21 protein-coding genes and 1 riboswitch are annotated in these 25,160 nt (G+C 42.1%); of the genes, 10 read left to right on the forward strand and 11 right to left on the reverse strand.

What is annotated here, in order from left to right:
* Positions 1–17 precede the first annotated feature (17 nt).
* The 4 genes from parE to nudF form a co-directional block, all read right to left on the reverse strand.
* Positions 18–1,913 carry a DNA topoisomerase IV subunit B gene (gene parE / locus FVA69_RS16430; RefSeq protein WP_004908605.1) on the reverse strand — a complete coding sequence of 632 codons (1,896 nt, stop codon included), beginning with the start codon at positions 1,911–1,913 and terminating at the stop codon, positions 18–20.
* 87 nt (positions 1,914–2,000) lie between these two features.
* Entirely contained in the window at positions 2,001–2,582 is a 582-nt protein-coding gene (gene yqiA, locus FVA69_RS16435; RefSeq protein ID WP_164529110.1) for an esterase YqiA, read from the reverse strand.
* A gap of 7 nt (positions 2,583–2,589) precedes the next feature.
* Positions 2,590–3,429: a 3',5'-cyclic-AMP phosphodiesterase gene (gene cpdA, locus FVA69_RS16440; RefSeq protein ID WP_109911776.1), complete on the reverse strand. Its 840-nt coding sequence runs from the start codon at positions 3,427–3,429 to the stop codon at positions 2,590–2,592.
* 197 nt (positions 3,430–3,626) lie between these two features.
* Positions 3,627–4,265 (reverse strand): ADP-ribose diphosphatase, encoded by a 639-nt coding sequence (nudF, locus tag FVA69_RS16445; protein ID WP_004908597.1) that lies wholly within the window; start codon positions 4,263–4,265, stop codon positions 3,627–3,629.
* A gap of 305 nt (positions 4,266–4,570) precedes the next feature.
* Here nudF and tolC point away from each other — a divergent pair, with 305 nt between their 5' ends.
* The 3 genes from tolC to FVA69_RS16460 all read left to right on the forward strand — a co-directional run bounded on the left by tolC (position 4,571) and on the right by FVA69_RS16460 (position 8,232).
* Positions 4,571–5,959 (forward strand): outer membrane channel protein TolC, encoded by a 1,389-nt coding sequence (gene tolC, locus FVA69_RS16450; protein WP_042851530.1) that lies wholly within the window; start codon positions 4,571–4,573, stop codon positions 5,957–5,959.
* A 398-nt stretch (positions 5,960–6,357) separates the two neighbouring features.
* Positions 6,358–7,062 (forward strand): DUF1190 family protein, encoded by a 705-nt coding sequence (locus FVA69_RS16455; RefSeq protein WP_042851529.1) that lies wholly within the window; start codon positions 6,358–6,360, stop codon positions 7,060–7,062.
* Positions 7,063–7,068: 6 nt separating this feature from the next.
* Positions 7,069–8,232, forward strand: coding sequence for a glutathionylspermidine synthase family protein (locus tag FVA69_RS16460; protein WP_109911774.1), 1,164 nt, complete (start codon positions 7,069–7,071; stop codon positions 8,230–8,232).
* Between the two features lie 82 nt (positions 8,233–8,314).
* Here the strand turns inward: FVA69_RS16460 and ygiD are convergent, their stop codons facing one another.
* Both ygiD and ribB read right to left on the reverse strand, forming a co-directional pair.
* Entirely contained in the window at positions 8,315–9,118 is an 804-nt protein-coding gene (gene ygiD / locus FVA69_RS16465; RefSeq protein ID WP_004908585.1) for a 4,5-DOPA dioxygenase extradiol, read from the reverse strand.
* Positions 9,119–9,373: 255 nt separating this feature from the next.
* The gene (ribB, locus tag FVA69_RS16470) at positions 9,374–10,027 is read right to left on the reverse strand and encodes a 3,4-dihydroxy-2-butanone-4-phosphate synthase (RefSeq protein WP_004908582.1); all 654 of its coding nucleotides are present in this window, start codon (positions 10,025–10,027) and stop codon (positions 9,374–9,376) included.
* 158 nt (positions 10,028–10,185) lie between these two features.
* A riboswitch (FMN riboswitch) is annotated at positions 10,186–10,337 on the reverse strand.
* A 258-nt stretch (positions 10,338–10,595) separates the two neighbouring features.
* Between ribB and ubiK the strand changes: the two genes are divergently transcribed.
* A complete protein-coding gene (gene ubiK, locus FVA69_RS16475) occupies positions 10,596–10,862 on the forward strand; it encodes a ubiquinone biosynthesis accessory factor UbiK (RefSeq protein ID WP_004257742.1) in 267 nt (88 codons plus the stop codon).
* Between the two features lie 105 nt (positions 10,863–10,967).
* Here ubiK and hldE read toward each other — a convergent pair whose 3' ends face one another.
* The 3 genes from hldE to FVA69_RS16490 all read right to left on the reverse strand — a co-directional run bounded on the left by hldE (position 10,968) and on the right by FVA69_RS16490 (position 16,309).
* The gene (hldE, locus tag FVA69_RS16480; RefSeq protein ID WP_004908578.1) at positions 10,968–12,395 is read right to left on the reverse strand and encodes a bifunctional D-glycero-beta-D-manno-heptose-7-phosphate kinase/D-glycero-beta-D-manno-heptose 1-phosphate adenylyltransferase HldE; all 1,428 of its coding nucleotides are present in this window, start codon (positions 12,393–12,395) and stop codon (positions 10,968–10,970) included.
* A gap of 92 nt (positions 12,396–12,487) precedes the next feature.
* On the reverse strand, positions 12,488–15,334 hold the full coding sequence (gene glnE / locus FVA69_RS16485; RefSeq protein ID WP_117162529.1) for a bifunctional [glutamate--ammonia ligase]-adenylyl-L-tyrosine phosphorylase/[glutamate--ammonia-ligase] adenylyltransferase: 2,847 nt from the start codon (positions 15,332–15,334) through the stop codon (positions 12,488–12,490).
* Between the two features lie 12 nt (positions 15,335–15,346).
* Positions 15,347–16,309: an inorganic triphosphatase gene (locus FVA69_RS16490; RefSeq protein ID WP_117162530.1), complete on the reverse strand. Its 963-nt coding sequence runs from the start codon at positions 16,307–16,309 to the stop codon at positions 15,347–15,349.
* Positions 16,310–16,589: 280 nt separating this feature from the next.
* Between FVA69_RS16490 and FVA69_RS16495 the strand changes: the two genes are divergently transcribed.
* Together FVA69_RS16495 and FVA69_RS16500 are read left to right on the forward strand one after the other, a co-directional pair.
* The gene (locus FVA69_RS16495; RefSeq protein ID WP_036958005.1) at positions 16,590–17,204 is read left to right on the forward strand and encodes a TIGR04211 family SH3 domain-containing protein; all 615 of its coding nucleotides are present in this window, start codon (positions 16,590–16,592) and stop codon (positions 17,202–17,204) included.
* A 14-nt stretch (positions 17,205–17,218) separates the two neighbouring features.
* A complete protein-coding gene (locus FVA69_RS16500; RefSeq protein WP_004908571.1) occupies positions 17,219–18,463 on the forward strand; it encodes a multifunctional CCA addition/repair protein in 1,245 nt (414 codons plus the stop codon).
* Positions 18,464–18,502: 39 nt separating this feature from the next.
* Here the strand turns inward: FVA69_RS16500 and folB are convergent, their stop codons facing one another.
* Positions 18,503–18,862, reverse strand: coding sequence for a bifunctional dihydroneopterin aldolase/7,8-dihydroneopterin epimerase (gene folB, locus FVA69_RS16505; protein WP_004908569.1), 360 nt, complete (start codon positions 18,860–18,862; stop codon positions 18,503–18,505).
* Positions 18,863–18,970: 108 nt separating this feature from the next.
* Here folB and plsY point away from each other — a divergent pair, with 108 nt between their 5' ends.
* Together plsY and FVA69_RS16515 are read left to right on the forward strand one after the other, a co-directional pair.
* The gene (gene plsY, locus FVA69_RS16510) at positions 18,971–19,627 is read left to right on the forward strand and encodes a glycerol-3-phosphate 1-O-acyltransferase PlsY (RefSeq protein ID WP_004908566.1); all 657 of its coding nucleotides are present in this window, start codon (positions 18,971–18,973) and stop codon (positions 19,625–19,627) included.
* 276 nt (positions 19,628–19,903) lie between these two features.
* On the forward strand, positions 19,904–21,436 hold the full coding sequence (locus tag FVA69_RS16515; protein WP_164529111.1) for a methyl-accepting chemotaxis protein: 1,533 nt from the start codon (positions 19,904–19,906) through the stop codon (positions 21,434–21,436).
* Between the two features lie 68 nt (positions 21,437–21,504).
* Here the strand turns inward: FVA69_RS16515 and tsaD are convergent, their stop codons facing one another.
* Positions 21,505–22,524 carry a tRNA (adenosine(37)-N6)-threonylcarbamoyltransferase complex transferase subunit TsaD gene (gene tsaD / locus FVA69_RS16520; RefSeq protein WP_004908561.1) on the reverse strand — a complete coding sequence of 340 codons (1,020 nt, stop codon included), beginning with the start codon at positions 22,522–22,524 and terminating at the stop codon, positions 21,505–21,507.
* Positions 22,525–22,853: 329 nt separating this feature from the next.
* Between tsaD and rpsU the strand changes: the two genes are divergently transcribed.
* Entirely contained in the window at positions 22,854–23,069 is a 216-nt protein-coding gene (rpsU, locus tag FVA69_RS16525) for a 30S ribosomal protein S21 (protein ID WP_001144069.1), read from the forward strand.
* 171 nt (positions 23,070–23,240) lie between these two features.
* Entirely contained in the window at positions 23,241–24,986 is a 1,746-nt protein-coding gene (dnaG, locus tag FVA69_RS16530) for a DNA primase (RefSeq protein WP_004908557.1), read from the forward strand.
* Positions 24,987–25,160 lie beyond the last annotated feature (174 nt).

A 25,160-nucleotide genomic window follows, 5' to 3' on the forward strand; every position in this document is an offset into this window, starting at 1 on the left:
TCATCGCAATTCGAATATTAGACATCAATTTCAGCCATATCGCCTTTTTCTTGCAGCCAATTACGGCGATCTTCAGAGCGTTTTTTAGCAAGAAGCATATCCATGACAGCAAGTGTTTCTTGGTAGTTTTCATCATCGATAATTAGCTGTACAAGACGACGAGTATTTGGATCTAATGTCGTTTCACGTAATTGCAGTGGGTTCATTTCACCCAACCCTTTAAAACGTTGAACATTGGGTTTACCGCGCTTGCGGCTAAGACGTTCAAGCACAGCATTTTTTTCGCTTTCATCAAGGGCGTAAAACGTTTCTTTACCTAAATCGATACGATATAACGGTGGCATTGCCATATAGACATGCCCTGCTTTTACTAATGTTGGGAAATGACGGACAAATAATGCACATAGCAGTGTAGCAATGTGTAAGCCATCGGAGTCCGCATCCGCAAGGATACAAATTTTCCCATAGCGCAATTGGCTAAGGTCTTCGCTATCGGGGTCTATCCCAATAGCAACAGAGATGTCATGTACCTCTTGGGAAGCTAAAACTTCATCAGAAGACACTTCCCATGTATTGAGGATTTTACCGCGCAACGGCATGATAGCTTGATATTCGCGGTCACGAGCTTGTTTTGCAGACCCTCCCGCGGAGTCCCCTTCTACAAGGAACAATTCCGTCATACTCAGGTCTTGGGAGCTACAATCGGCTAATTTACCCGGTAATGCAGGGCCACTGGTGAGTTTTTTACGCACCACTTTTTTCGCTGCACGCATTCGACGTTGCGCGCTAGAAATTGCCATTTCTGCGAGTTGTTCAGCCACTTGCACGTTCTGGTTAAGCCATAAACTGAAAGCATCTTTTACCACACCCGAAACAAACGCAGCACATTGACGCGAAGACAGACGTTCTTTCGTTTGCCCTGCAAATTGTGGGTCTTGCATTTTAACGGAAAGCACATAAGTGCAGCGCTCCCAAATGTCATCAGCGGAGAGCTTAACACCACGAGGCAATATATTACGGAATTCACAAAACTCACGCATTGCATCAAGCAACCCTTGGCGTAAACCATTAACATGGGTCCCACCTAGCGCTGTTGGGATAAGGTTGACATAACTTTCTGTTAGTAATTCCCCGCCTTCAGGCAACCAGAGCAACGCCCATTGTGCGGCTTCAGTTTCCCCGGAAAATTCGCCTGTAAACGGTTTTGGCGGTAACGCTTCAAGGCCGTCAATTGACTCCATTAGGTAATCGGTCAACCCGTCACTGTAGCACCAGCTTTGCTCTGTATTGTTGAGCTTATCCTTAAACGTGATTTTCACGCCAGGGCATAAAACGGCTTTAGCTTTTAAGTTATGAGTTAAACGAGTTACTGAAAACTTTGGACTATCAAAATAGCTGCCATCTGGCCAAAAATGCACGCTAGTACCTGTGTTACGTTTGCCACAAGTCCCTATTACATGCAAATCTTCAACCTTGTCGCCGTTCTCAAAAGCAATTTGATACACTTGGCTATCACGACGAACAGTAACTTCAATACGTTTTGATAACGCATTGACGACAGAAATCCCGACACCATGCAAACCACCTGAGAATTGGTAGTTTTTATTGGAGAATTTTCCCCCTGCATGTAATTGCCCTAGAATCAGCTCAACAGCTGACACTTTCATTTCAGGGTGGATATCGACAGGCATACCGCGCCCATCGTCGATTACTTCAAGGGATTGATCGGCATGTAAAATAACTTCGATGTGGCTCGCGTGCCCCGCAAGCGCTTCATCGACGCTATTATCAATTACTTCTTGAGCCAGATGGTTCGGTCGACTGGTGTCGGTATACATCCCCGGACGACGGCGAACAGGCTCTAAACCACTGAGGACTTCAATGGCCTCTGCGTTATAACTAGATTGAGTCATGTTGTCATTCTGCGGTAATAGGTGATTAATTGAACTATTCAATCAGTGAGTTACTGTTGATAATAACAGTGTTCATACGTTTTGACACTATTTCTCTGCCAATTGAAGGAAATCAACAATTTGAGAAAAGTAAGCTTCAAAACCAATAAAGGCATGATTACCGTCAGGTTCCACAGTTTGTTTGCACTTTGAAAGATAGGCAACTGCCTCTCGATAATCAAGTACTTCATCGCCCATTTGCTGTAATAGCCAGATAAGATGAGGAGATGCGAGTCTTTCAATGTATAAGGATTTTAGCTCATGGATATGCTTTTCTTCCAACACATATTGTTCATGAGTATATGGGTTTGTATTGTCGCCTAAGTAATCTTGCAGTAAATCAAAAGGACGCACTGCAGGGTTTACAACGACAGCTGGGAGCTGATAACGCTCTGAAAACCAAATCGAAAAATAACCGCCTAGTGAAGACCCAACTAGCCCCATTTTTTCATACTGATGCTGTTGGATAATATCATCCAACATCGCTTGAGCTTGCTGAGGGTAGTTCGGCAATTGCGGTACAAGCATATTAATATGTGGATAATTCTCGTCAATCCATTGCTTTAAGTTATTAGCTTTAGCGGATTGAGGTGAGCTATTAAAACCATGAATATAAAGTAGAGTAGACATAAGCGAATTAATAACCGTCAGAGTCAAGGTCAGGGCTAAACTCTCTTGTGTCTAAACGGTGAACGTGGGTTGTAATATGCCTTTGACTTTGCTCATTAATGCTTAATTCTAAATATCGCCAACCCGGCGCGACAGTATCAAGGGCAAAATTAGTACAGTGAGGTTTAAATTGTACGCAAGTAGAAGGCGTAGCTAATAACCGAATCCCGTGCCAGTTTTCATCCATTTCTTGGTGAATATGGCCACATAGCATCGCTTTAACATTTGGGTAGTTTTTTAAGTAGTCAGCTAAAATATGTGAATTTCTCAAACTGTGCTGATCAAGCCAAGTACAACCCGAAGCTAGAGGATGGTGATGCAGCATAATCAATGTGGTACGTTCAGGTTCAGCATCTAAGCTGGCTTTCATCCATTCCAATTGTTGTTCAGAAAGCTCACCATGAGGTACATCTTGAAGTTGGCTATCAAGCATCAGAATTTGCCATTCATCGCCAATTAAAATTTGTTTAGCACTTGAAATCCCAGCAACTCGCAGTGTTTCTACCATAGCAGGTGGGTAATCATGATTACCAGGAAGCCATACACAAGGGGCAGGAATACGCGCAATACCATCCGCAAAATGCTGATAAGCTTGTGGTGATTGGTCTTGAACCAGATCCCCTGTCGCAACAATTAAATCAATTGGAAGATTTTGCTCTGTGATAGCATCAAGTACCGCCTGATAGCTACGGTAAGTATTTACCCCTAAAAGCGTATTTTCTGTATTAGCAAAAAGATGCGTATCAGTAACCTGTAAAATTCTCACAATTTTAGAGTTCTTCGCAGTCACTTCAAGCTGGCTGTCCAAAAGTATTCCTTTCCTTAAATATTATTTAGTACCTAATCTATTCATTAAAACTATATAAAAGCTAAACACACTTATAACTATATAAAAGCTAAACACACTTATAACTATATAAAAGCTAAACACACTTATAACTATCTTAAAACTTTACTTTCTAACTTTCTGATAATCAGCACACACTTCACCAGATTAATCGTTATTTAAAACTGTTTCATCCACTTTTCATAAAGTTTTTGCTGGTTGAGCTGTAACCACTGAATAGCAATAACGGTTGCTGCATTATCAATTGTGCCATCTTCAACCCATTGATAAGCTTGTTCTCGGCTAACCACATGCACACAAATATCTTCATTTTCTGACGCTAGCCCATGCACCCCTTTCGCTTGGCTGCTATCGACTTCACCGATAAATACATGCATACGTTCAGTCGTACCACCCGGGCTAGAAAGATAACTTACTGCTTTTTCAGTACGACCAATAATAAGCCCAGCTTCCTCAACGGCTTCACGACGAATAACCTCTTCGGGCGATTCGTTTGGCTCAATCATTCCAGCAACTGCTTCAAGCAGCCAAGGTGTTTCGCTAGTTTCGATCGCAGGTAACCGAATTTGTTCAATTAAAACAACACTATTCGTTTTCGGGTCATAGGGTAAAACCACACCTGCGTGACCACGTTCAAAAACTTCACGGCGAATTTCTTTACTCCATCCGCCCGCGAAAAGACGATGTCGAAATTGATATTCAACCATTTGAAAAAAACCGTTAAATAATTTACGCTTGGATATAATTTCAACATCATTCTTGCCATATTTAATTGGCTGCTTTATTTGTTTTGTCATTGCATTCTCCAAACCCAATTATTCCATCTTAAGGAAATAATTGTGGATTAAAACAGTTTTTAAGGTTTTTTAACCTCAGATGAGGTAATGTTTAATAAATTGAGACAAAATGGCACAAAAGGCTACCGTTAATAGAAGTGATACTCTGTTACAATAAGCGCCATTATTCAAATCTAAGAGCAACGTAGTGTCTGTTTTTAATAACTGTCTCTAAAACGGATAATTTAATATCTATCGCCTAGTTAGGCATGGTACGTTTTAGGCAACAGACTCAACTTAATTTGCTGTTTAATCAAGGAATCAAAATGAAGAAACTGCTTCCCCTTTTAATTTCGATGAGTTTTGTGGGTCTCAGTACCAATAGCTACGCAGAAGATTTACTACAGGTTTACCAAAAATCCAAAGAAAGTAACCCTGAGTTAAGAAAATCATTAGCAGAACGTAATCAAGCTTTTGAAAAAATTAATGAATCTCGTAGCCCATTATTGCCACAATTAGGTTTAGGTGCAGGAGCTAGCTACGGAAGCGGTTACCGTGATGCAAGAAACACTGAAAGCACAGGTTTAAATGCTTCACTGAAACTAACCCAAGTTGTGTTTGATATGTCTAAATGGCGTCAATTAACTATCCAAGAAAAAACAGCGGGTATTTCTGATGTCACTTACCAAACAAGTCAGCAGCAATTAATTTTAGATACTGCAATTGCGTATTTTAACGTATTAAAAGCGATTGACGCGTTATCTTATATTGAAGCGAATAAAGAAGCTGTTTATCGCCAATTAGACCAAGTGACACAACGCTTTAACGTTGGTCTTGTTGCTATTACTGACGTGCAAAACGCCCGTGCAAACTATGATAGCGTTATAGCACAAGAAGTTGCAGGCCGTAACGAGTTAGAAAATGCGATTGAAAAATTGCGTCAAGTCAGCGGCGTGTACTATAACCAACTTGCCTCTTTAAATATCGACCGTTTTAAAACCAATGAACTGGGCGATATCAACGCTATCTTAAAAGAAGCGGAAGAGCGTAACCTCAGCCTGTTAAGCGCACGTTTAGCACAAGACGTTTCTCGTGAAAACATCCGTTTAGCGGAAACAGGTCACATGCCAACGGTTAGCCTTGATGCCTCAACATCAGTCACAAATAGTTACCAACACGGCAGTGGTTATAATACTCCATATGGCGGTAGTGCGAGCAATAGCTACAACGGCCAAAATAGCATTGGCTTAAATTTAAGCATTCCACTGTATAGTGGTGGTGCAGTAAGTTCTCAGGTCGAACAAGCACAATATGGTTTCCAAGGTGCTAGTGAGCAACTAGAAAGCGTTTATCGCAATGTGGTTCAGTTAGTTCGCTCATCATTTAATAACGTAGCATCGTCAATCAGTAGTATTAATGCTTACAAACAAGTTGTTGTTTCCGCACAAAGCTCATTAGATGCGATGGAAGCAGGCTACCAAGTAGGAACACGTACCATTGTTGACGTATTGACAGCAACAACAGCGCTATACCAAGCGAAGCAGAATCTGTCTAATGCGCGTTATGACTACATGATTAACCAACTGAATATCGAATTTGCTCGCGGCACATTGAACGAAGACGATATTGCACGCCTGAATGCGAATTTAGGTAAAGAGATTTCAACCTCTGCAAGTAGTATTATCCGTAATACCAATGCGCCAAAAATGAACTAAAATATTTAGCTCATGTGAAAATGACATAATGACCCGCTTACATAGCGGGTTATTTTTTGAGGGTAATCCTGCAAACTACTTAGAATTGCTAATTTGTACTAATTAAACCGTTTATAACGCCTTTTCATTAGCCACGGGCACAAATTCAGTGAATTCTCACTCTTATTACTACGCATTAGAGCAAAAAACAACCTACATCTAATATATTGATATAAAATAAAAATATTATTTTCTCTTCAAGAAACGCCATGCTAATTAGGGAAAAATAGCAGAAAGTTATCAAAATGATAAATTCAGCTCATTTCTCCTATATTTCTGCTTTAATTTTCAGCGTTTATCCCCTATCCTAGAGCTAACATCTAAAAACATCTTACTTAATTTAATTCAGGGTAATTACCATGACCATGAAGCGTACCAAAAATATTAACCAGAGCGCCTTCCGTAAGTCTTGGCGTTCATACCGTTTAGCACCTGTGGCTGTTGCGGTCAGTGCTGTATTTATGCTTTCCGCTTGTGAAGAAAGCGATGAAACCGTATCACTGTACACCAATGCGCAAGATTGTAGCCAAGCGAACCCATCGCAAGCAGAACAGTGCACCATCGCCTACAATAATGCTCTACAAGAAGCGGCTAAAACTGCACCTAAATATGAAACTCAAGCTGACTGCATTGCTGAGTTTGGTGAATCAATGTGTACTCAAGCTCCAGCTCAAGCAGGTCTTGCAGGCACTAGTTCAACCAATGGTGAACAAACGGCCCAAGCACAAAGCAGCGGTGGTAGCATGTGGATGCCATTAATGATGGGTTATATGATGGGCCGTATGATGGGCGGTAGCGCTGCATCACAACCATTATTCAGCTCAAAAAACCCAGCTAGCCCAGCCAACGGTAAGTTTGTGGATGCATCAGGTAAAAGCTATGGCCCTGCAGTTGCAGGTGGTCGTTCAATGAGCGTACCGAAAACAGCCATGGCACCTAAACCACCAACAACTTCAACCGTTACCCGTGGTGGTTTTGGTGACACCGTAAATAAACAAGCGATGGCACAACGTTCATCTTCTTCTGCAAAATCAACCTCTTCTTCCCGTTCGATGGGTGGTTGATAAGTAATGAAACGAGTTCCTATAGTAGAGCGCCCAAACTGGCGCGAAAAAGCCTCTGAATTTGGCTTTGAATTTCATACTATGTATGGTGAGCCTTACTGGTCAGAAGATGCGTATTACCAATTCACTATGGCACAGATTGAAGAAATCGAAGATGCAACCGAGCAGTTGCATCAAATGTGTCTAAAAGTGGTTGAACGTGTTGTTGAAAGCGATGAGCTAATGGCACGTTTTCAGATCCCTAAGCATTGCTGGGAATTTGTTCGCAGTTCATGGAAAAGCGAACAACCTTCTTTATATTCCAGGCTTGACCTCGCTTACGATGGTATTAACCCACCTAAGCTATTGGAAAACAATGCGGATACTCCAACCTCATTATATGAGTCTGCATTTTTCCAATGGATCTGGCTAGAAGATCAAATTGAAGCAGGAAAACTCCCTGAAAACGCCGATCAATTTAATAGCATTCAAGAGCAATTGATCGAGCGCTTTACGCAATTAAAAGATCAGTATGGTTTCCGTTTGTTGCATATGTCTTGTTGCCGTGACACAGAAGAAGATCGCGGTACCGTTCAATATTTACAAGACTGTGCAAATGAAGCCGGTATTGCCACTGAATTCTTATATATCGATGAAATTGGTCTAGGTGAAAAAGGTGAATTTTCGGATACACAAGATCAGGTGATTAGTAACCTGTTCAAGCTATATCCGTGGGAATTTATGCTAAGAGAAATTTTCTCGACTAAATTGCAAGATGCTGGTGTACGCTGGTTAGAACCTGCATGGAAGAGCATCATTTCTAATAAAGCTTTATTGCCAATGTTATGGGAAATGTTCCCAGATCACCCAAATTTACTGCCTGCTTATTTTGCAGATGGCAAAACCCAACCAGAACTCGAAAAATACGTTATTAAGCCCCTATTCTCTCGCGAAGGTGCTAATATCCGTATTATCGAAAACGGTAAAGAAATTGCAGCCGCGGATGGCCCATACGGCGAAGAAGGCATGATTATTCAACAGTTCCACCCACTTCCACAATTTGAAGGTAATTACACCTTAGTCGGAAGCTGGTTGGTGAATGATCAACCTGCGGGGATCTGTATTCGTGAAGATAAAGAATTGATCACTCAAGATTTATCACGTTTTTACCCACATACGATCATCGGCTAATCATACTTAAAGCTAAAAATGAAGCCCAAACATAGCAATATGATTTGGGCTTTTTTATGAAACAAAGCTATCGCAGAAAAATTTATCCTACCTGAATAGACAACATACTTAACGATGCTGACACAATTCCTTCAATCGGTGTACTAATCTCTTCTTGACCATCCCAAGTGCCTAAAATAGGTAAAATAGGCAAGTAATGTTCTGGTGATGGGTTCGACAATTTGCCATCCTCCCGTTCCAATCCGCTAGCTAGTGGATGTGGCGTTTCATGGCTTTTCAGGTTGTCATACACAAATTTCTCAAAAGATATTGCCCACGGGTATGGCTCAGCATGGGAATTTTGCCAATTCATCGCTCGTAAATTGTGTACAACATTGCCACTCCCCATAATCAATACACCTTCATCCCTTAGAACGGATAGTTTTTTTCCAAGGTCATAGTGCCAAATAGCAGGCTTGCTACCATCGATACTCAATTGGATTACGGGGATATCGGCTTCTGGATACATACGTACCAAAATTTCCCACGTGCCATGGTCTAATCCCCACTCTTGTTCATCAAGGTAAATTGGCTCAGGGGCTAATAATGAGGCAACTTGCTGAGCTAATTCAGGAGAACCAGGGGCAGGATATTCGATTTGGTACAAGGCTTCAGGGAACCCACCAAAATCATGAATCGTTTTCGGTTTTAACATCGAAGTAACTGCGGTTCCACGCGTATACCAGTGGGCTGAAATCACTAAAATTGCACTTGGCCGAGGTAAAGCTTTACCGAGTTTCTCCCACGTTTGAGTATAAGGATTATCCTCAATCGCGTTCATGGGGCTACCATGACCAATAAAAATGGCAGGGATCTTATTTTTTACCACTGAAGTATTTAGCGACATGATGATTTCAACTCCAACTCAATTAGTTTCTTCCTACAGCATACGCTTTCCTGTCAAAAACACAGTGGGCTAATTATGAGTATGATCATCAAAAAAATTGAAAAGGCCACGAGGTGTGCAACTCTGTGGCCTTAATAACATTCTATATGCTTAACGTACTATCAATAATTTAAATAAATTAGCTTATTTTAGCCTATTAATATTTAAACTTATCAAAATCTCTATCTAGAGCTCTTCCTCAAAATATTATGAGGATCAGCTCGCTTTCTTCTCGACCTGAAGACGGTACTGCACTAAATCTTCAATTGTCACAACCGTCAAACCATGCTGCTTACCAAATGCTGCCACTTCTGGGGTGCGAGCCATAGAGCCATCATCATTAGTCAACTCACACAACACACCAGCAGGTTTGAAACCCGCTAGAGTAGCAAGGTCGATAGATGCTTCAGTGTGTCCACGACGCGCTAATACCCCACCATCACGTCCACGCAATGGGAAAACATGGCCAGGGTGATTTAGGTCAGCAGGAACTGCATTATCAGCAATAGCAGCACGAATAGTGGTGATACGATCCGCCGCAGAAACCCCCGTAGTCACGCCTTTTGCCGCTTCGATGGTTACCGTAAAGCCAGTTTGGTTTTGGCTGGTGTTATTTTCCACCATCATTGGTAATTCGAGCTGCTTGCGACGTTCTTCAGTGATACAAAGACATACGATCCCACTGCTATAACGAATGGTAAATGCCATTTGTTCCGCAGTCATGGTTTCTGCAGCAAAAATTAAATCGCCTTCGTTCTCACGATCTTCATCATCAAGAACAAGAACACCCTTACCTTGGCGTAAAGCCTCGATAGCATTTTCAACACGCTCGATAGGATTACCGAATACAGAAAGTAGCGAATGATCCATGGTAAAAAACCTCTTAAATAGTTATTAACTAGTTACCAGAATCAAGGCAGTCTTAGGAATACGAGAAATGGTGAATATATAAATAGCCAACAACAGGCATTTACCTATTCAGGTATGCAGAACACTATTGTGCGTAACAGCACAAACATGCAGATACTGTTAATTCTCTCCCATCCGGACTATAACCGTCGGCCCCAGATTCACACTGGGTCTGCTGACCTTTACCACAAAATAGTAAAGCGCTCGCGGGCTTCATGCGTGATGCATGTTTACCGCCGGTGGGGACTTTCACCCCGCCCTGAGATATACGCAATTAATATAACGCCAATAATTCAAGTTCGCAACGATGATAATCAAAATTGGCGAATGACTCACACTTTTAGTCAAAAAACATGAATAAAAACTTAGAGTTATCACGGTTAATTTTACTACCTTAGACGAATAGCAAGCTGCTCTCGTCACAGATAATACAACGAGGCCTTTTTGCTAACTAATTCGAGCTAGCACAAGGCGAAAAGAGGTATTACACTACGCTTAATAATATCTTGATTAACTGAAGGACCCGCGAATGCTCGATCCGAAAAAAATTGAACAAGTTGCCCGCCAAATTCAAGGCGCTTTACCGCAAGGCGTACGTGATTTAGGTGAAGATTTTGATAAAAAACTGCGTTCACTGTTACAATCACAGCTCGGTAAATTAGACTTAGTCAGCCGTGAAGAATTTGATATTCAAACTCAAGTTTTATTACGTACCCGCGAAAAATTAGCGAAAATGGAACAACGCGTTAGCGCACTTGAAGCCCATTTAAATGTAGAAGAAAAGACAGCTGAGTAATTAAATTGAAAAAGTGACACCTCTTTAATTTTAGATAAATAAAAACCTCACGGCGTTTTTACATACCCACGTGAGGTTTTTAACTAACTAATTAATAATGATAAATTAACTCGTTTTCATAATATTTTTAATGATATTCGTTGTGGAAATACCATCTTCAAAGTTAAGGACTTTGACCTCGCCTCCCGCGGCCCACACTTCCGCACTGCCCGCTATCTCTTCAGGGCGGTAATCCCCCCCTTTAACTAAGATGTCTGGCAGCACTTCTGCGATTAAGCGTTGCGGAGTGTCTTCTTCAAAAGCCACAACCCAATCCACTGCCCCCAAAGCACCTAAAACGGTCATGCGTTGTTCTAATGGGTTGACTGGGCGTGTTTCACCTTTTAAGCGGCGTGTCGATGCATCGCTATTTACAGCTACAATCAGACGGTCTCCCAATTTACGTGCATTGGCTAAATACGACACATGCCCTGCATGAAGAATATCAAAACAACCATTCGTCATCACCACACGCTCACCGCGCTGTCTTGCATTCGCAACGGCTTGTTTCAATTCACTTTCGCTCATCACACCAAACCCGGTGTCAGCACGGCCACGAATGGCATTTTCCAATTCAATTGGCGAAACCGTGGAGGTTCCTAATTTACCCACGACCACGCCTGCTGCGGCATTAGCCAATGCGCAAGATTCATGTAATGGGCGACCAGATGCAATAGACGCTGCAAGTACGCCGATTACGGTGTCCCCGGCTCCTGTTACGTCAAACACTTCTTGCGCCTGAGTCGGTAAATGCAATGGTGCTTCATCGCGACGAATTAAGCTCATACCTTGTTCTGAGCGCGTAATTAACAGTGCTTTAAGCTCCAATGACTGAAGCAGCTTCATGCCTTTTTCTTCAACGTCTTGATTGTTTTTACAAGGCCCAACAATCGCTTCAAACTCAGACATGTTTGGCGTTAGTAATGTTGCCCCGCGGTAACGTTCGAAATTGTTGCCTTTCGGGTCAATCAAGACGGGAACATTGGCCTTGTTGGCAAGCGCTATCATCTTCTCGACATGAGTTAACGCCCCTTTCGCGTAATCAGATAACACCAGAGCACCAATATGAGGTAACGCCTGTTCAATGCGTTCCAACACAGGTGCGACATCAACATTGTCAAAACCTTCTTCAAAATCAAGACGGATAAGTTGCTGATTACGTGAAAGTACACGTAATTTAGTAATCGTTGGATGGGTTGGAATAGCGACAAAATCACAACGCACCTGCACCGCATTTAAGTTTTCAGTCAGTGCTTTTGCCGCGTCATCAATCCCAGTTAACCCGACAAGACGTGAATTTGCCCCTAACGAGGCAATGTTCATCGCGACGTTAGCCGCACCACCGGGACGCTCTTCTACCATCGTGACTTTAACGACCGGAACAGGGGCCTCTGGCGAAATACGGTTTGCAGGACCATGCCAATAACGGTCTAACATAACATCACCAACCACCAGCACACCGGCTTGTTTATAATCCGGAAGAGTTACTTTCATCCTGCACTCCAGTTTTAAAAAGGAAATCTGATAATAATTAGCAACAATACTAGCATATTGCGCTATTTAGCTAAATAAAATGCGTTTATTCCTTATTCCTCAAGCCATTTTTGCCAACTCGCTAAAACTTGTTCACGTTGTTGAGTAAATTGGGTCATTTCAACACGGCTTGGCAATGATTGTAATGCTAAGTGATGAAGTTCATTACGCATCGTAACATACGCTTGAGTTAAGGCATTTGCTTCATCTTCTGGCATAAAGCCATATTGCGCCATCAGCTCGAAAATACGCACATTATCGGACCAACGCGTTAACACATTATTTTCTGTGGCAAAACGCAAAACTAAGTATTGTGCGATAAATTCAATATCAGTGATCCCACCGGGATCGGCTTTTAAATCGAACTCATTGGCTTGATGGCTTCCTAAGTGCTGATGCATTTTCAAGCGCATATCACGCACTTGCTGCTGCAAGGTGTGAGGGTCTCTTGGCATACACAGAGTTTCGTGGCGAGTCTGTATAAATTGCCGTTGTAAATCCTCATCACCAAATACCATTCGGGCTCGTATGAGCGCTTGATGCTCCCATGTCCAAGCATCATTTTTTTGGTAATCATCAAATGATTGTATCGTACTGACTAACATTCCTGACTCACCGGAAGGCCTGAGCCGCGCATCAACTTCATACAACACGCCTGAAGGTGTTCGAGTACTAAACAAATGGATAATACGCTGAGCAACACGTAAGTAAAATTGGCGTGCATCAATGGAGCGTTCGCCATTGGTAACCACATCTAAAGGGCAATCGAAAAGAAAAACGAGATCTAAGTCAGAGCCATAACCCAATTCCCAGCCGCCTAGCTTTCCATAACCTAATACCGCAAACCCATATTGTTTTTTGTCACTTTGCGCTAGATGTGCTGGCTCACCATAACGTTTTACCATTTTTTGCCATGCTTGGTGTACCACCGCATCAATAATCGCCTCTGCAAGGTAAGTCAGATGATCACTAACTTTCATTACGGGTAAAACACCTGAAATATCTTCAGCAGCGATACGCAATAACTGGGCTTGTTTGAATTGACGTAATGCTTCCAGTTGTTGTTCTTCGTCATCTTCAGGAACGCGCATTAAATATTGGCGCAATTCATCACGGTAAGCGGTTAGTGGTAGAGGTTGGTATAACGATTGAGGGTCGAGCAACTCATCAAGTAACAATGGGTGACGGGCTAACTGCTCTGCTATCATTGGTGAAGCCGCACATAGGCGAATAACGTGCGTCAAAACCTCGTCAAATTCAAGCATTAACTCGAGGTAAGTTGTGCGGCTAACAATGCTCAATAACAGTGGTGTGATACGTTCAATGACTTGCCCTGCATCATCGCGCTCACCGACTTTTGCCAATAATTTAGGCATTAATTCATCAAGTACATCCCGTCCACGAGGGCCAATTGTGCGTTTATTGAGGTCATGACGGAACATCACTATGCCGTGGATAATACGTTGTGCAATCTCTTCATTTTTAGACGGCAAATAGGTGGCTAATTCTTCTTTTGACAATTCACTTTGCCATAATGTGATGTAGATTTCATCAAATGCATCAGTGTTCTCGGTGTCATCTTCCTGGCCTATTTGCTCAGTAAATATTTGATGCACTGCCGACATTTTCTGATTCAAAACCTGATAAAATGCAGGCCAATCAGCAAAACCCATTCCCCACGCTAAACGCGCTTGGTTTAAAGCCTCTTCAGGGAGCGTTTGTGTCTGTTGGTCATCAATACTTTGCAGTAAATTTTCGGCTCTACGCAAGAAAAGGTAGCTATTTTGCAGAATATTAACTTGATCTTCGGTTAATAATGCGAGTTCTCGGATACCTTGTAGCGTTGAAAATAAGGATTGTGACTGTAAAACAGGTTCCCGTCCCCCTCTAATTAACTGGAAAACCTGTGAAACAAATTCAACTTCACGAATACCTCCAGCCCCTAATTTGATGTTATTGACCAAACCACGGCGCCGAACCTCCCGCTCAATCATATTTTTCATATTGCGTAAGGATTGGATCACGCTAAAGTCAATATAGCGGCGATAAACGAAAGGACGCAAAAGTTTTCGTAAACACTCCTCATAATGGAGGCTATCAGCGCCCATAATACGAGCTTTAACCATCGCATAGCGTTCCCAATCACGCCCTTGTTCTTGGTAATAATCCTCAAGCGCGGAAAAGCTAAAAACCAGCGGCCCGCTATCACCAAATGGCCGCAAACGCATATCGACCCGATAGACAAAACCATACTCAGTCACTTGGTCGAGTACGCGAATTAATTTTTGCCCTAAACGGGTAAAAAATTGCGCGTTATCTAACTCTTTTCTGCCACCTTGAGTAACTCCATTTTCTGGGTATGCAAAAATCAGATCAATATCTGAAGAAAAATTGAGCTCTCTGCCCCCTAATTTCCCCATTCCTAAAATCAATAGCGGCTGAGGCTTGCCTTCTGCATTACAAGGCGTTCCCCATGACTGACGATATTCTTGATACAACCAGTCTCGCGCCGCAACAACCAAGGTTTCTGCCAATACACTGAGCTGATAAATCGTTTCTTTTTGCGTGCTTATTTCCAGTACTTGCATCCAGGCGCAGCGCACTAACATATGATGACGAAATGAGCGTAACACTTGCATCAAGTGATCTTCGTTGCTAACAGATAACAAGTCTTGAGCTAACCATGACGCATAACTTTTCCATTCATCGGCTTTGGGTGGTTGAGCGCGAATTTCAAGTAAAAACCGTGAATGTGCCAATACCTGCTTTAACACAAAATCACTAAAGGTAAGCACTTGAATTTCTTGTTCATTTAACGGTAATAATTCATTCGCTTGTTCTGCTAATTGTCTTAAAACGCGTTCACCTTGGCTTTGCAATAATTCAGGAAAAGCATGCATGTTATCAGTACCTTAATGGGCTTCTTGATAGGTTAAAGCACTTAACCATTGGATAAAGGCTAATTTACATTTTAACCACTGGCTGCTATAGCAAAAATCCTCAGCACTAACCGCTTCATTGGCAATATCCGAACGTAATTGCTCTAGCGGAGTGTCATGAATAAAGTGAGGCGCTGAATTTTGGTAATGGACTAAAAATGCCTGAACAAAGCGTAAAAATTCACTAAAGCCTTGGCGTGCATTGCTGCCATTGGCTAACCAATAAGCTTCATGCTGCTGGCAAAGTAATTGCATATGAGTTAATGACTTTTCGAGAGGTTGCTCTTCATAGTCAAACAACGAATCTGGGCGAGTTAATGGTTCTTTTAGCGGCGATAACAATGAATATCCGCGCGCAGCTTTGCTAAGTGATGACAAATGCAGACCATCGATATCTGCAAATTTCTTTGCTAAATTAAGTACATCAGCAATAAAGCCTTTTTTAAGCTCTAATTCAAACTCTTGAATAGGCAAATCCTTTGCGCCTGAGGAAATTTCGCCTTGGTCAAAAACTACTTCTATTTCGCTATCTTCAAAAGTCACTAACCATTTTTCACGGGTAAAATTGGTGCTAAAGAGGATATTTAATTCAGACTGAAGCTGAGAAATATCAGTTCCTTCGGGCCAAATTTCAGCGGGTAATGCCGCTAAATCAAGTTCTGGCGAATCAATGTCAACATTATATTCAGGCCGTTGGTGTAAACCACCAATCGCCTGCCCAGCTGTTTTCATGGTCATTTCATAACGCCCATCACAACCTCGGATGCGTAAGCCCATATCCCACTGACGTAACTGCTTGTTTGCCGTATCAAAGTAGATATTAGTTAACTTTGTCGGCTCACTGTATTGGTGAGACAATGTCGATAAACACTGTCGTACAGCCTCTATTGCGGAACTCTTAGCAGCAAGTTTGAGTTCAACCTCTACGTGGCTCATACATATCCTTATTTAATTATTTCACTTCACTCATATTACCCCAATCGAGCTAAGCTGAGAAAAGAAACTGTATGGTAATCAAAAATTCTACCTGTCATATTTCTTTCAGTGAGTTATATTGAAAATAGAGTAAAAATAAGGGTAATTTAGACAGTTAGGATAGTTCTCATTCTCCTTTAGAGTGTAGAGACATCTGCGTTTAGGGTTTGCACCCACACACTTTACTCATTAATATTCAAATAATATAAAACTCACTCACCATCAAAAGACTGTAAATACCATGCGAAAAATTCCATTATTATTAATTTCAATCATGGGGCTAGGCCTTTCCTTAAATTCACACGCAGCAGAAAAACGTTATGTGTCAGATGATTTATCCACATACGTTCATAGTGGACCTGGCACAAAATATCGTATTGTAGGTACGCTCAATGCAGGGGAAGCGGTTGAATTGCTCTCCACAGATAACAAGTTCGCACAAGTCCGTGATGAAAAAGGCAGAACGGTCTGGTTACCTGTTGACCAACTCAGCAATACGCCAAGTATGAAAACCCGAATTCCAGAACTTGAAGCTGAGAACCAAAAATTACGCCAACAGCTCGACAATATTGACAGCACGTGGAATACACGAACGGCTGATATGCAGCAAAAAGTCGCTGATAATGACAATATCGTCAGCCAACTGAAGGCTGAAAATGAAAAATTAAAAAACGAGTTGATCAAGTCAGGTAAGAAACTCGAAATTGCAGAAGTTAACTTAGACGATCGCCGTCGCGAATTGATCTTACAATGGTTTATGTATGGTGGTGGTGTTGCTGGTGTTGGCTTAATTTTAGGCCTAATTTTACCGCACATTATTCCACGTCGTAAAAAACGTAATGACGGCTGGATGTAATTGAGGCCATTCGAATGAAAGTATATCTCGTGGGTGGAGCAGTACGTGACCAACTGCTTGGGCTGCCTATTTCAGACAGAGACTACGTGGTGGTTGGCGCAACCCCCGAGGCAATGCTATCGCAAGGTTTTCAACAAGTCGGAAAAGATTTTCCTGTTTTCTTGCACCCAAAAACCCATGAAGAATACGCTTTAGCCCGAACAGAACGTAAAATTGGTGCAGGCTATACCGGTTTTAGCTGCTATAGCGCACCGGATGTCACTATCGAAGATGACTTACTGCGTCGTGATTTGACGATTAATGCGATAGCTCAAGATGAGTCAGGTGAAATTATTGACCCATTCCACGGTGTCATTGATCTCGATAAGCGTATTTTACGCCATGTTTCCGATGCATTTTCTGAAGACCCTTTACGGGTTTTACGGGTTGCTCGTTTTGCCGCTCGCTACTTTGAGCATGGTTTTACTATCGCACCAGAAACACTCGCCTTGATGCAAACGATGGCCGCTACAGGGGAATTATCTCATCTCACCGCCGAGCGAGTTTGGACCGAAACAGAAAAAGCGCTGAAATCAAATTCCCCACAGGTGTATTTTGATGTCTTACGCCAATGCGGTGCTTTAGCTGTACTTTTTCCTGAAATTGATGCGCTATTTGGCGTTCCTGCCCCTGAAAAATGGCACCCTGAAATTGATACAGGTATCCACACTCTAATGGTAATGAAAGTGATTTCCCGCTTATCTAAGGATGTGGATATTCGCTTTGCCGCATTGTGCCATGATTTAGGCAAGGCTCTAACACCACCCGATATTTGGCCAAGCCATCCAAACCATGGTGAAGCAGGTATTCCATTAATAGAAACACTCTGTGTAAGATTAAAAGTACCAACCACGGCTCGTGACTTAGCTCGTCTAGCGGCACGATATCATGATAAAATCCATGTTATCAATAAATTACATGCTAATGATCTAATTGCGATTTTTGATGGACTTGATAGTTGGCGTAAACCAGAACGTGTTGAACAACTAAGTTTAATCAGTGAAGCGGATGCCAGAGGTCGGTTAGGTCTTGAACAACAGCCGTACCCACAAGGGGTATATTTCAGGCAAGCTTTTGCTATTGCGCAAGCTGTTGAAGTCAAACCTATTGTTGAGCAAGGGTTTAAAGGCCCTGAAATTCGTCAAGAACTCACTCGACAACGTATAGAAGCGGTCGGCAATTGGCAACAGCGACAAAAAATCATAGTTGTCGTTGCCTAATAGATACAAAACTGGCGGTTAAACACCGCCAGACAACATTTAAGCGGTTTTCGTGCCTCTTTCGATAACAACCCCAACTTGTTTAGCGCGTGCTACTGCCCCCGGTTTAGCCACTTTAATGCGAACCCATGGACTATCAAACTGTGTTAGCAATAATTGTGCAACTTCTTCGGCAACACGTTCAACTAAACCAAATTTATTATTCCCAACATGAGCAAGGATAGCTTGGCTAACTTTGGCATAATCTAAGCAATGTTCAACATTATCGCTCATAGACGCGCGTTTGTTATCCCATCCCATTTCGATATCGAGCACCAATTTCTGTTCAATATCTTGTTCCCAGTCATATACACCAATCGTGGTGATGACTGATAATTGCTCAATAAATACGATATCCATCACGTCATTTTCTCATTTATGTACTGAATTGATACCACTTCAGCAAAAATATGCGTATTATCCAAGACTGAAGTGAATTTATGGCCTTAACCGTTTTTGGAGCTAGCTATGAGTGCAACCGCGCTTGGCATGATAATCTTCGCCTATCTTTGCGGCTCAGTTTCGAGTGCGATACTGATCTGCCGTTTGGCGAGACTACCCGACCCCCGTCAACACGGCTCTGGTAACCCTGGTGCAACTAACGTATTACGTGTAGGCGGTAAAGCAGCCGCTGCCGGAGTACTCATTTGTGACGTATTAAAAGGGATGATCCCAGTTTGGCTTGCTTATTATTTAAATGTGCAACCATTCTATCTTGGCTTTGTTGCAATTGCAGCTTGTCTTGGGCACATATATCCCATTTTCTTTCGTTTCAAAGGCGGAAAAGGGGTAGCAACCGCATTTGGTTCAATTGCCGCTATTGGTTGGGATCTTTCTGGTTTAGTCGCAGGAACATGGTTACTGACGGTGTTACTTAGTGGTTATTCGTCACTAGGAGCGATTGTCAGCGCCTTACTTGCTCCCTTTTATGTTTGGTGGTTTAAACCTGAATTCACCTTTCCGGTCGCTATGCTATCTTGTTTAGTGTTAGTTCGCCATCACGGTAATATACAACGCCTTTGGCGTGGTCAAGAAAGTCGTATTTGGCAAAAGCTGAAAAATAAAAAACGAAAAACCAATAAAGAAATAGCCCAAGAAGCTAAAGAACAAGAACTCGATGACTAATGGTGACATTTGATTTTCTCTAAGAAGAGCTGATTTCAGCTCTTTTTTTATGTTACTTGCCTTGTTTAAAATTTCCCAAAAATCCTCATTGATAACAACAGCGTGATATCCCTCCTTAAAACTGTACTAGTAGTAATTTGTGCTACGTTACATTTTTGCCATAACTAGCGCACACTTTTAAAAAAAAGTTAAATTATTGCAAATTTATTACTAAGGAATATTTAAAAGCTGTCGACTATATAAAAGGAAAATTAAACTATAATAATGGTATTTATAATGAGCAGAACCCCTTATATCACTCAAAATGAATATGTGTTAGATGAAAACATCACATTAATGACAACCAGCGATCTACAAGGAAACATTGTTCACGCTAATGATTTCTTTGTGCAGGTTAGTGGTTATGAATTAGATGAATTATTAACACGTCCACACAATATTATCCGCCATCCAGATATGCCCAAAGAAGCTTTTGCCGACATGTGGACAACACTTAAAAAAGGAGAACCCTGGACTGGCATTGTGAAAAATCGTCGGAAAAATGGTGACCACTACTGGGTTCGAGCTAATATTGTCCCAGTGGAACGCAAAGGCGTTATTACAGGCTATATGTCCATTCGTACTCGAGCAACACGCCAAGAAATTGCAACGGTAGAACCACTCTATGCAGCAATGAATGAAAATAAAAGCCAACAAAAAATTTTCAAGGGGATTGTGCTTTCTAAAAAATTACCATTTCACTTCTCAACATATTCAACACGTTCACGTATCCGACTCATCATGAGTCTGTTATTTATCCTTTGGCTTATTACGGCTAGCTTTATTTTGCAGCCAAGCGTGCCTCTACTGCTGATGAGTGCCTGTACATTTATCATACTATTGGTCGGTGATGTGATACTTGAAAAAATGCTAGCAACTCCACTGGAAAACATGACCAAACAGGCACTTGGTATTGCACGAGGAAATCGACATAGCGTTAACCATATGCAGCGCACAGATGAAATTGGCTTAATATTACGTTCTATCGGGCAACTTGGGCTAATCTGCCGTTGGTTAATAAAAGATGTCTCCGAACAAGTTGATAACGTTCGCAAAGGCAGTGAATCTTTAGTCTCCGATTGTCATGAATTAGACACTCACACTCAACAAACCGTCGGCTATATGCAACAAACCGTTGCAACAATGAACCAAATGGCCGTTTCCGTAAAAATGAATGCTGATAACACGATTCAAGTTGACCAACTTTCGAATACAACGAGCAAAACAGCAGTGAATGGGGGCGCCATGATGGAAGCTGTTGTGGATACCATGGATGAAATTGTCAGTAGCACCAGCAAAATTAACTCCATCACTGACGTGATTAAAGACATCGCATTTCAAACCAATATACTCGCGTTAAATGCCGCGGTAGAAGCCGCACGTGCAGGTGAACAAGGCAAAGGCTTTGCCGTTGTCGCAAATGAGGTTCGTAGCCTAGCAAGCCGTAGTGCAAGTGCAGTAAATGATATTCGTGAATTAATTAATGATTGTGAAAAGAAAGTCAATTCAGGGAAAAATCAAGTCCATACGGCAGGGGATACCATGAAGGAGATTGTTGACCAAATACAAAACGTCACGCAATTGATCACCCATATTAGCCAAGCAACCTCTGAACAAGCGGCAGGGATAGCCGATATTACCCAAGCAGTCAGTGAGCTCGAAACCATCACACAACAAAGCACATTACTGGTAGAACAAAGCACAGAGACATCGAAAATGGTAAAAGAACGGTCAAGCCGGCTGGAAGATGCGGTCGTTATTTTACATTAGTACTTAACTGAATAACAAAAGGGCTGTCATCCCAGCCCTTTTACAAAAATAGAGATACACCAACAACACTATTTTTCTAGCGGGGGCAATTCTGCCAAAGGCCAACGTGGGCGAACCGTCACCCCAAGCCCTGTAGTGGTTCCACCTTTAAGGCGAATAAGCCCCGCCAGCGCGATCATTGCGCCGTTATCCGTACAAAATTCAGGGCGAGCATAAAAAACTTCACCGCCACGCTGCTTGAGAACATCTTCCATTTTAGCTCTAAGTGCGCGATTAGCACTAACACCCCCCGCCATCACCAAACGTTTAAAACCTGTTTGTTCTAAAGCGCGTTTGCATTTAATTGCCAGAGTATCGACCACGGCATCCTCAAAGGCTCTCGCAATATCCGCACGAGTTTGGTCGTCATCCGCATTTTCACGGATGGTATTGGCTGCAAAGGTTTTTAGCCCAGAGAAGCTGAAATCCAGCCCTGGTCTGTCGGTCATTGGGCGAGGAAACACAAAACGACCCGCAGTACCCTGCTCCGCCATGCGAGATAACACTGGGCCACCTGGGTAGTCTAAACCTAATAGTTTTGCTGTTTTATCAAACGCTTCGCCTGCTGCGTCATCGATGGATTCGCCTAGCAGCTCATACTCACCAATTCCGGTCACACTGATAAGCTGAGTATGCCCACCAGAAACCAGTAACGCGACAAAAGGAAATTCAGGGCTTTTCTCTTCTAACATCGGTGCCAATAAATGGCCTTCCATATGGTGAACGGCCACGGCGGGAACGTTCCAGGCAAAAGCTAATGAACGCCCTACTGTTGCACCAACCATTAAAGCCCCAACCAAACCTGGCCCCGCAGTATAGGCTACAGCGTCGATGTCTTGACTTGTTAAATTGGCTTCTTTCAACGCTGCTTGAATTAACGGCACTGTTTTACGAATATGATCGCGTGAAGCCAATTCAGGCACGACACCACCGTAGTCTGCATGAACTTTAATTTGGCTGTATAATTGATTGGCTAATAAGCCATGCTCATCATCATAGATTGCGATACCAGTTTCATCGCAAGAGGTTTCGATACCTAAAACACGCATTGCACTACCCTTGTTTATTGCATAACCGCAAGTCTATCACTATTTTCGTTCAATCGCGTAATTAATGTTGTCAAAAGGCTGACTTTCCTGACTGTATAGTCTATAATCAGTCCCCTGTAATAAAAATTTCGTGTGGCTAATTCTCATTATTATCTGGTTTTGTTTGCTTTTTCATCAAATGAACTGCAAATCAGGTAATCTTGTGTGATTCAATTTTATACGGCACTTTACAAACCCGTACTCATTGAAGTAAAATTCCGCACCATTTTAAATGAAGGCTGGTGAATCAGTACCAGCAACAAACCGATTTCTATTGAGGTGAGAGGCACATGCCGGTAATTAAAGTACGTGAAAACGAGCCATTCGACGTTGCACTGCGTCGTTTCAAACGTTCCTGTGAGAAAGCAGGTGTTTTAGCTGAAGTTCGTCGTCGTGAATTCTATGAAAAACCAACGACTGAACGTAAACGCGCTAAAGCATCAGCTGTAAAGCGTCACGCTAAGAAACTGGCTCGCGAAAACGCACGCCGTACTCGTCTGTATTAATTGTTTGCGGTGAAAGCCGCATTCATTGTAGACGATAGCTAATACAAAACTTTAGTTTCTCTTGTAGTCACTCCAGTTTTTGTAGTAGTACATAGCTAAGCAGTTAAAGGCCGTGCTTTCCTAAAGGAAGCGCGGCTTATTATCGTTCATCAACAGGCGAAAAAGAGGCTTATGGCTGGACGAATTCCGCGTTCATTTATCAATGACTTGTTAGCAAGAACCGACATCATTGATTTAGTCGATGCAAAAGTCCCGTTAAAAAAACAGGGTAAAAACCATCACGCTTGTTGTCCGTTCCATAATGAAAAAACACCTTCTTTTACCGTAAATGGTGAAAGACAATTTTATTACTGTTTTGGTTGTGGTGCTCATGGCAACGCTATCGATTTTTTAATGAACTATGACAAACTCGATTTTGTTGAAGCCATTGAAGAATTATCTGCACTACATGGCCTTGATGTTCCTTACGAAAAAGGAACGGGTTCAAGCCAAATAGAACTTCATCAACGACAAAATTTATATCAGTTGATGGAAAAAATTAATCAATTTTACTGTGCTGCCTTAAGTCATTCTTCAGCTAATAAAGCGAAAGATTATTTAAGCCAACGTGGTTTAAGTGCCGAAATTATTGAGCATTTTTCAATTGGTTTCGCCCCTGCGGGCTGGGACAATTTGCTCAAAAAATTCGCTGTAAACCCAGAAAGTCGCAAACAGCTTGATGATGCAGGCATGTTAGTGACAAATGATAATGGCCGAGTCTATGACCGCTTTAGAGAGCGTGTCATGTTCCCAATTCGGGATAGGCGCGGTCGTGTGATTGCCTTCGGTGGGCGCGTATTAGGAGATGCTCTCCCTAAATACTTAAACTCCCCCGAAACAGATATTTTCCATAAAGGCCGTCAGTTATTTGGCCTCTATGAAGCAACACAAAACAGTAATGAATTATCAAAATTACTGGTAGTTGAAGGCTATATGGACGTTGTTGCACTTGCTCAGTACGATATCCGCTATGCGGTTGCTTCACTTGGCACATCAACAACCTCAGAACATATTCAGTTACTTTATCGTTCAACAGATACGGTTATTTGCTGTTATGATGGAGACCGCGCTGGCCGAGAAGCGGCATGGCGAGCACTTGAAACAGCACTGCCTTATCTGACTGACGGCCGTCAATTGCGTTTTATGTTTTTACCCGACGGTGAAGACCCAGATTCATTAGTACGAAAAGAAGGCAAAGACGCTTTTGAGCAACGTATGAAAGATGCTCAAACCCTTTCTGCTTTTTTATTTGATTCACTTGTGCCACAGGTAGATTTAAAAACACAAGAAGGGAAAGCAAAATTTAGTAAACTGGCTATCCCTTTGATTAAACAAATACCTGGTGAAACACTGCGCCTTTATATGGCACAAGAGCTAGGAAATTTTATTGGTATACCGGATATTTCTCAAGTTCTTGCTATGATTGATAGAGAGAGCACAGAACAAGTTAACTATCAGGCGCCCAAATTAAAACCAACCACAATGCGAATACTTATCGCGCTGTTGGTACAGAATCCGAACTTTTCGGAACTTGTTCCCTCGTTAGAGGGAATTGCCCATATTCAAATGCCGGGGCTTTCTCTATTTCAGGAATTGGTCGATGTCTGCCGTTCCACCCCCGGAATGTCAACTGGGCAGTTGCTAGAGCGTTATCGTGATAATAAATTTGCGAAACAGCTTGAAAAACTCGCAACGTGGAACGATATAGAAATAGAGGAGATAGCGGAAAATACTTTTATAGATGCCTTAAACCATCTATTTAACAGCGCACTCGACGAACGTTTTGACTACTTAATAGCAAAAGAACGAACTGAAGGGCTGACCCCAGAAGAGCGCGAAGAAGTCCGCTTAATCACTCTTTCTAGAGTGAAAACATAGTATCAACCCAAAACAGAATTAGTATTTTAAACGGCTTAAGTGCCGATAAACACAAGGCAGATGCCTGTAAAATGCTACGAAAAATAAAGGGCGTAGCAAATAATAAATGTTCCCTTTGTATGTTCTTGTTGGCCGAATGTTTCGCCGACCGACACCAATCTAAATACTCAGAAG

It is taken from the genome of Providencia sp. PROV004, from assembly GCF_011045615.1.
GTDB lineage: Bacteria > Pseudomonadota > Gammaproteobacteria > Enterobacterales > Enterobacteriaceae > Providencia > Providencia rettgeri.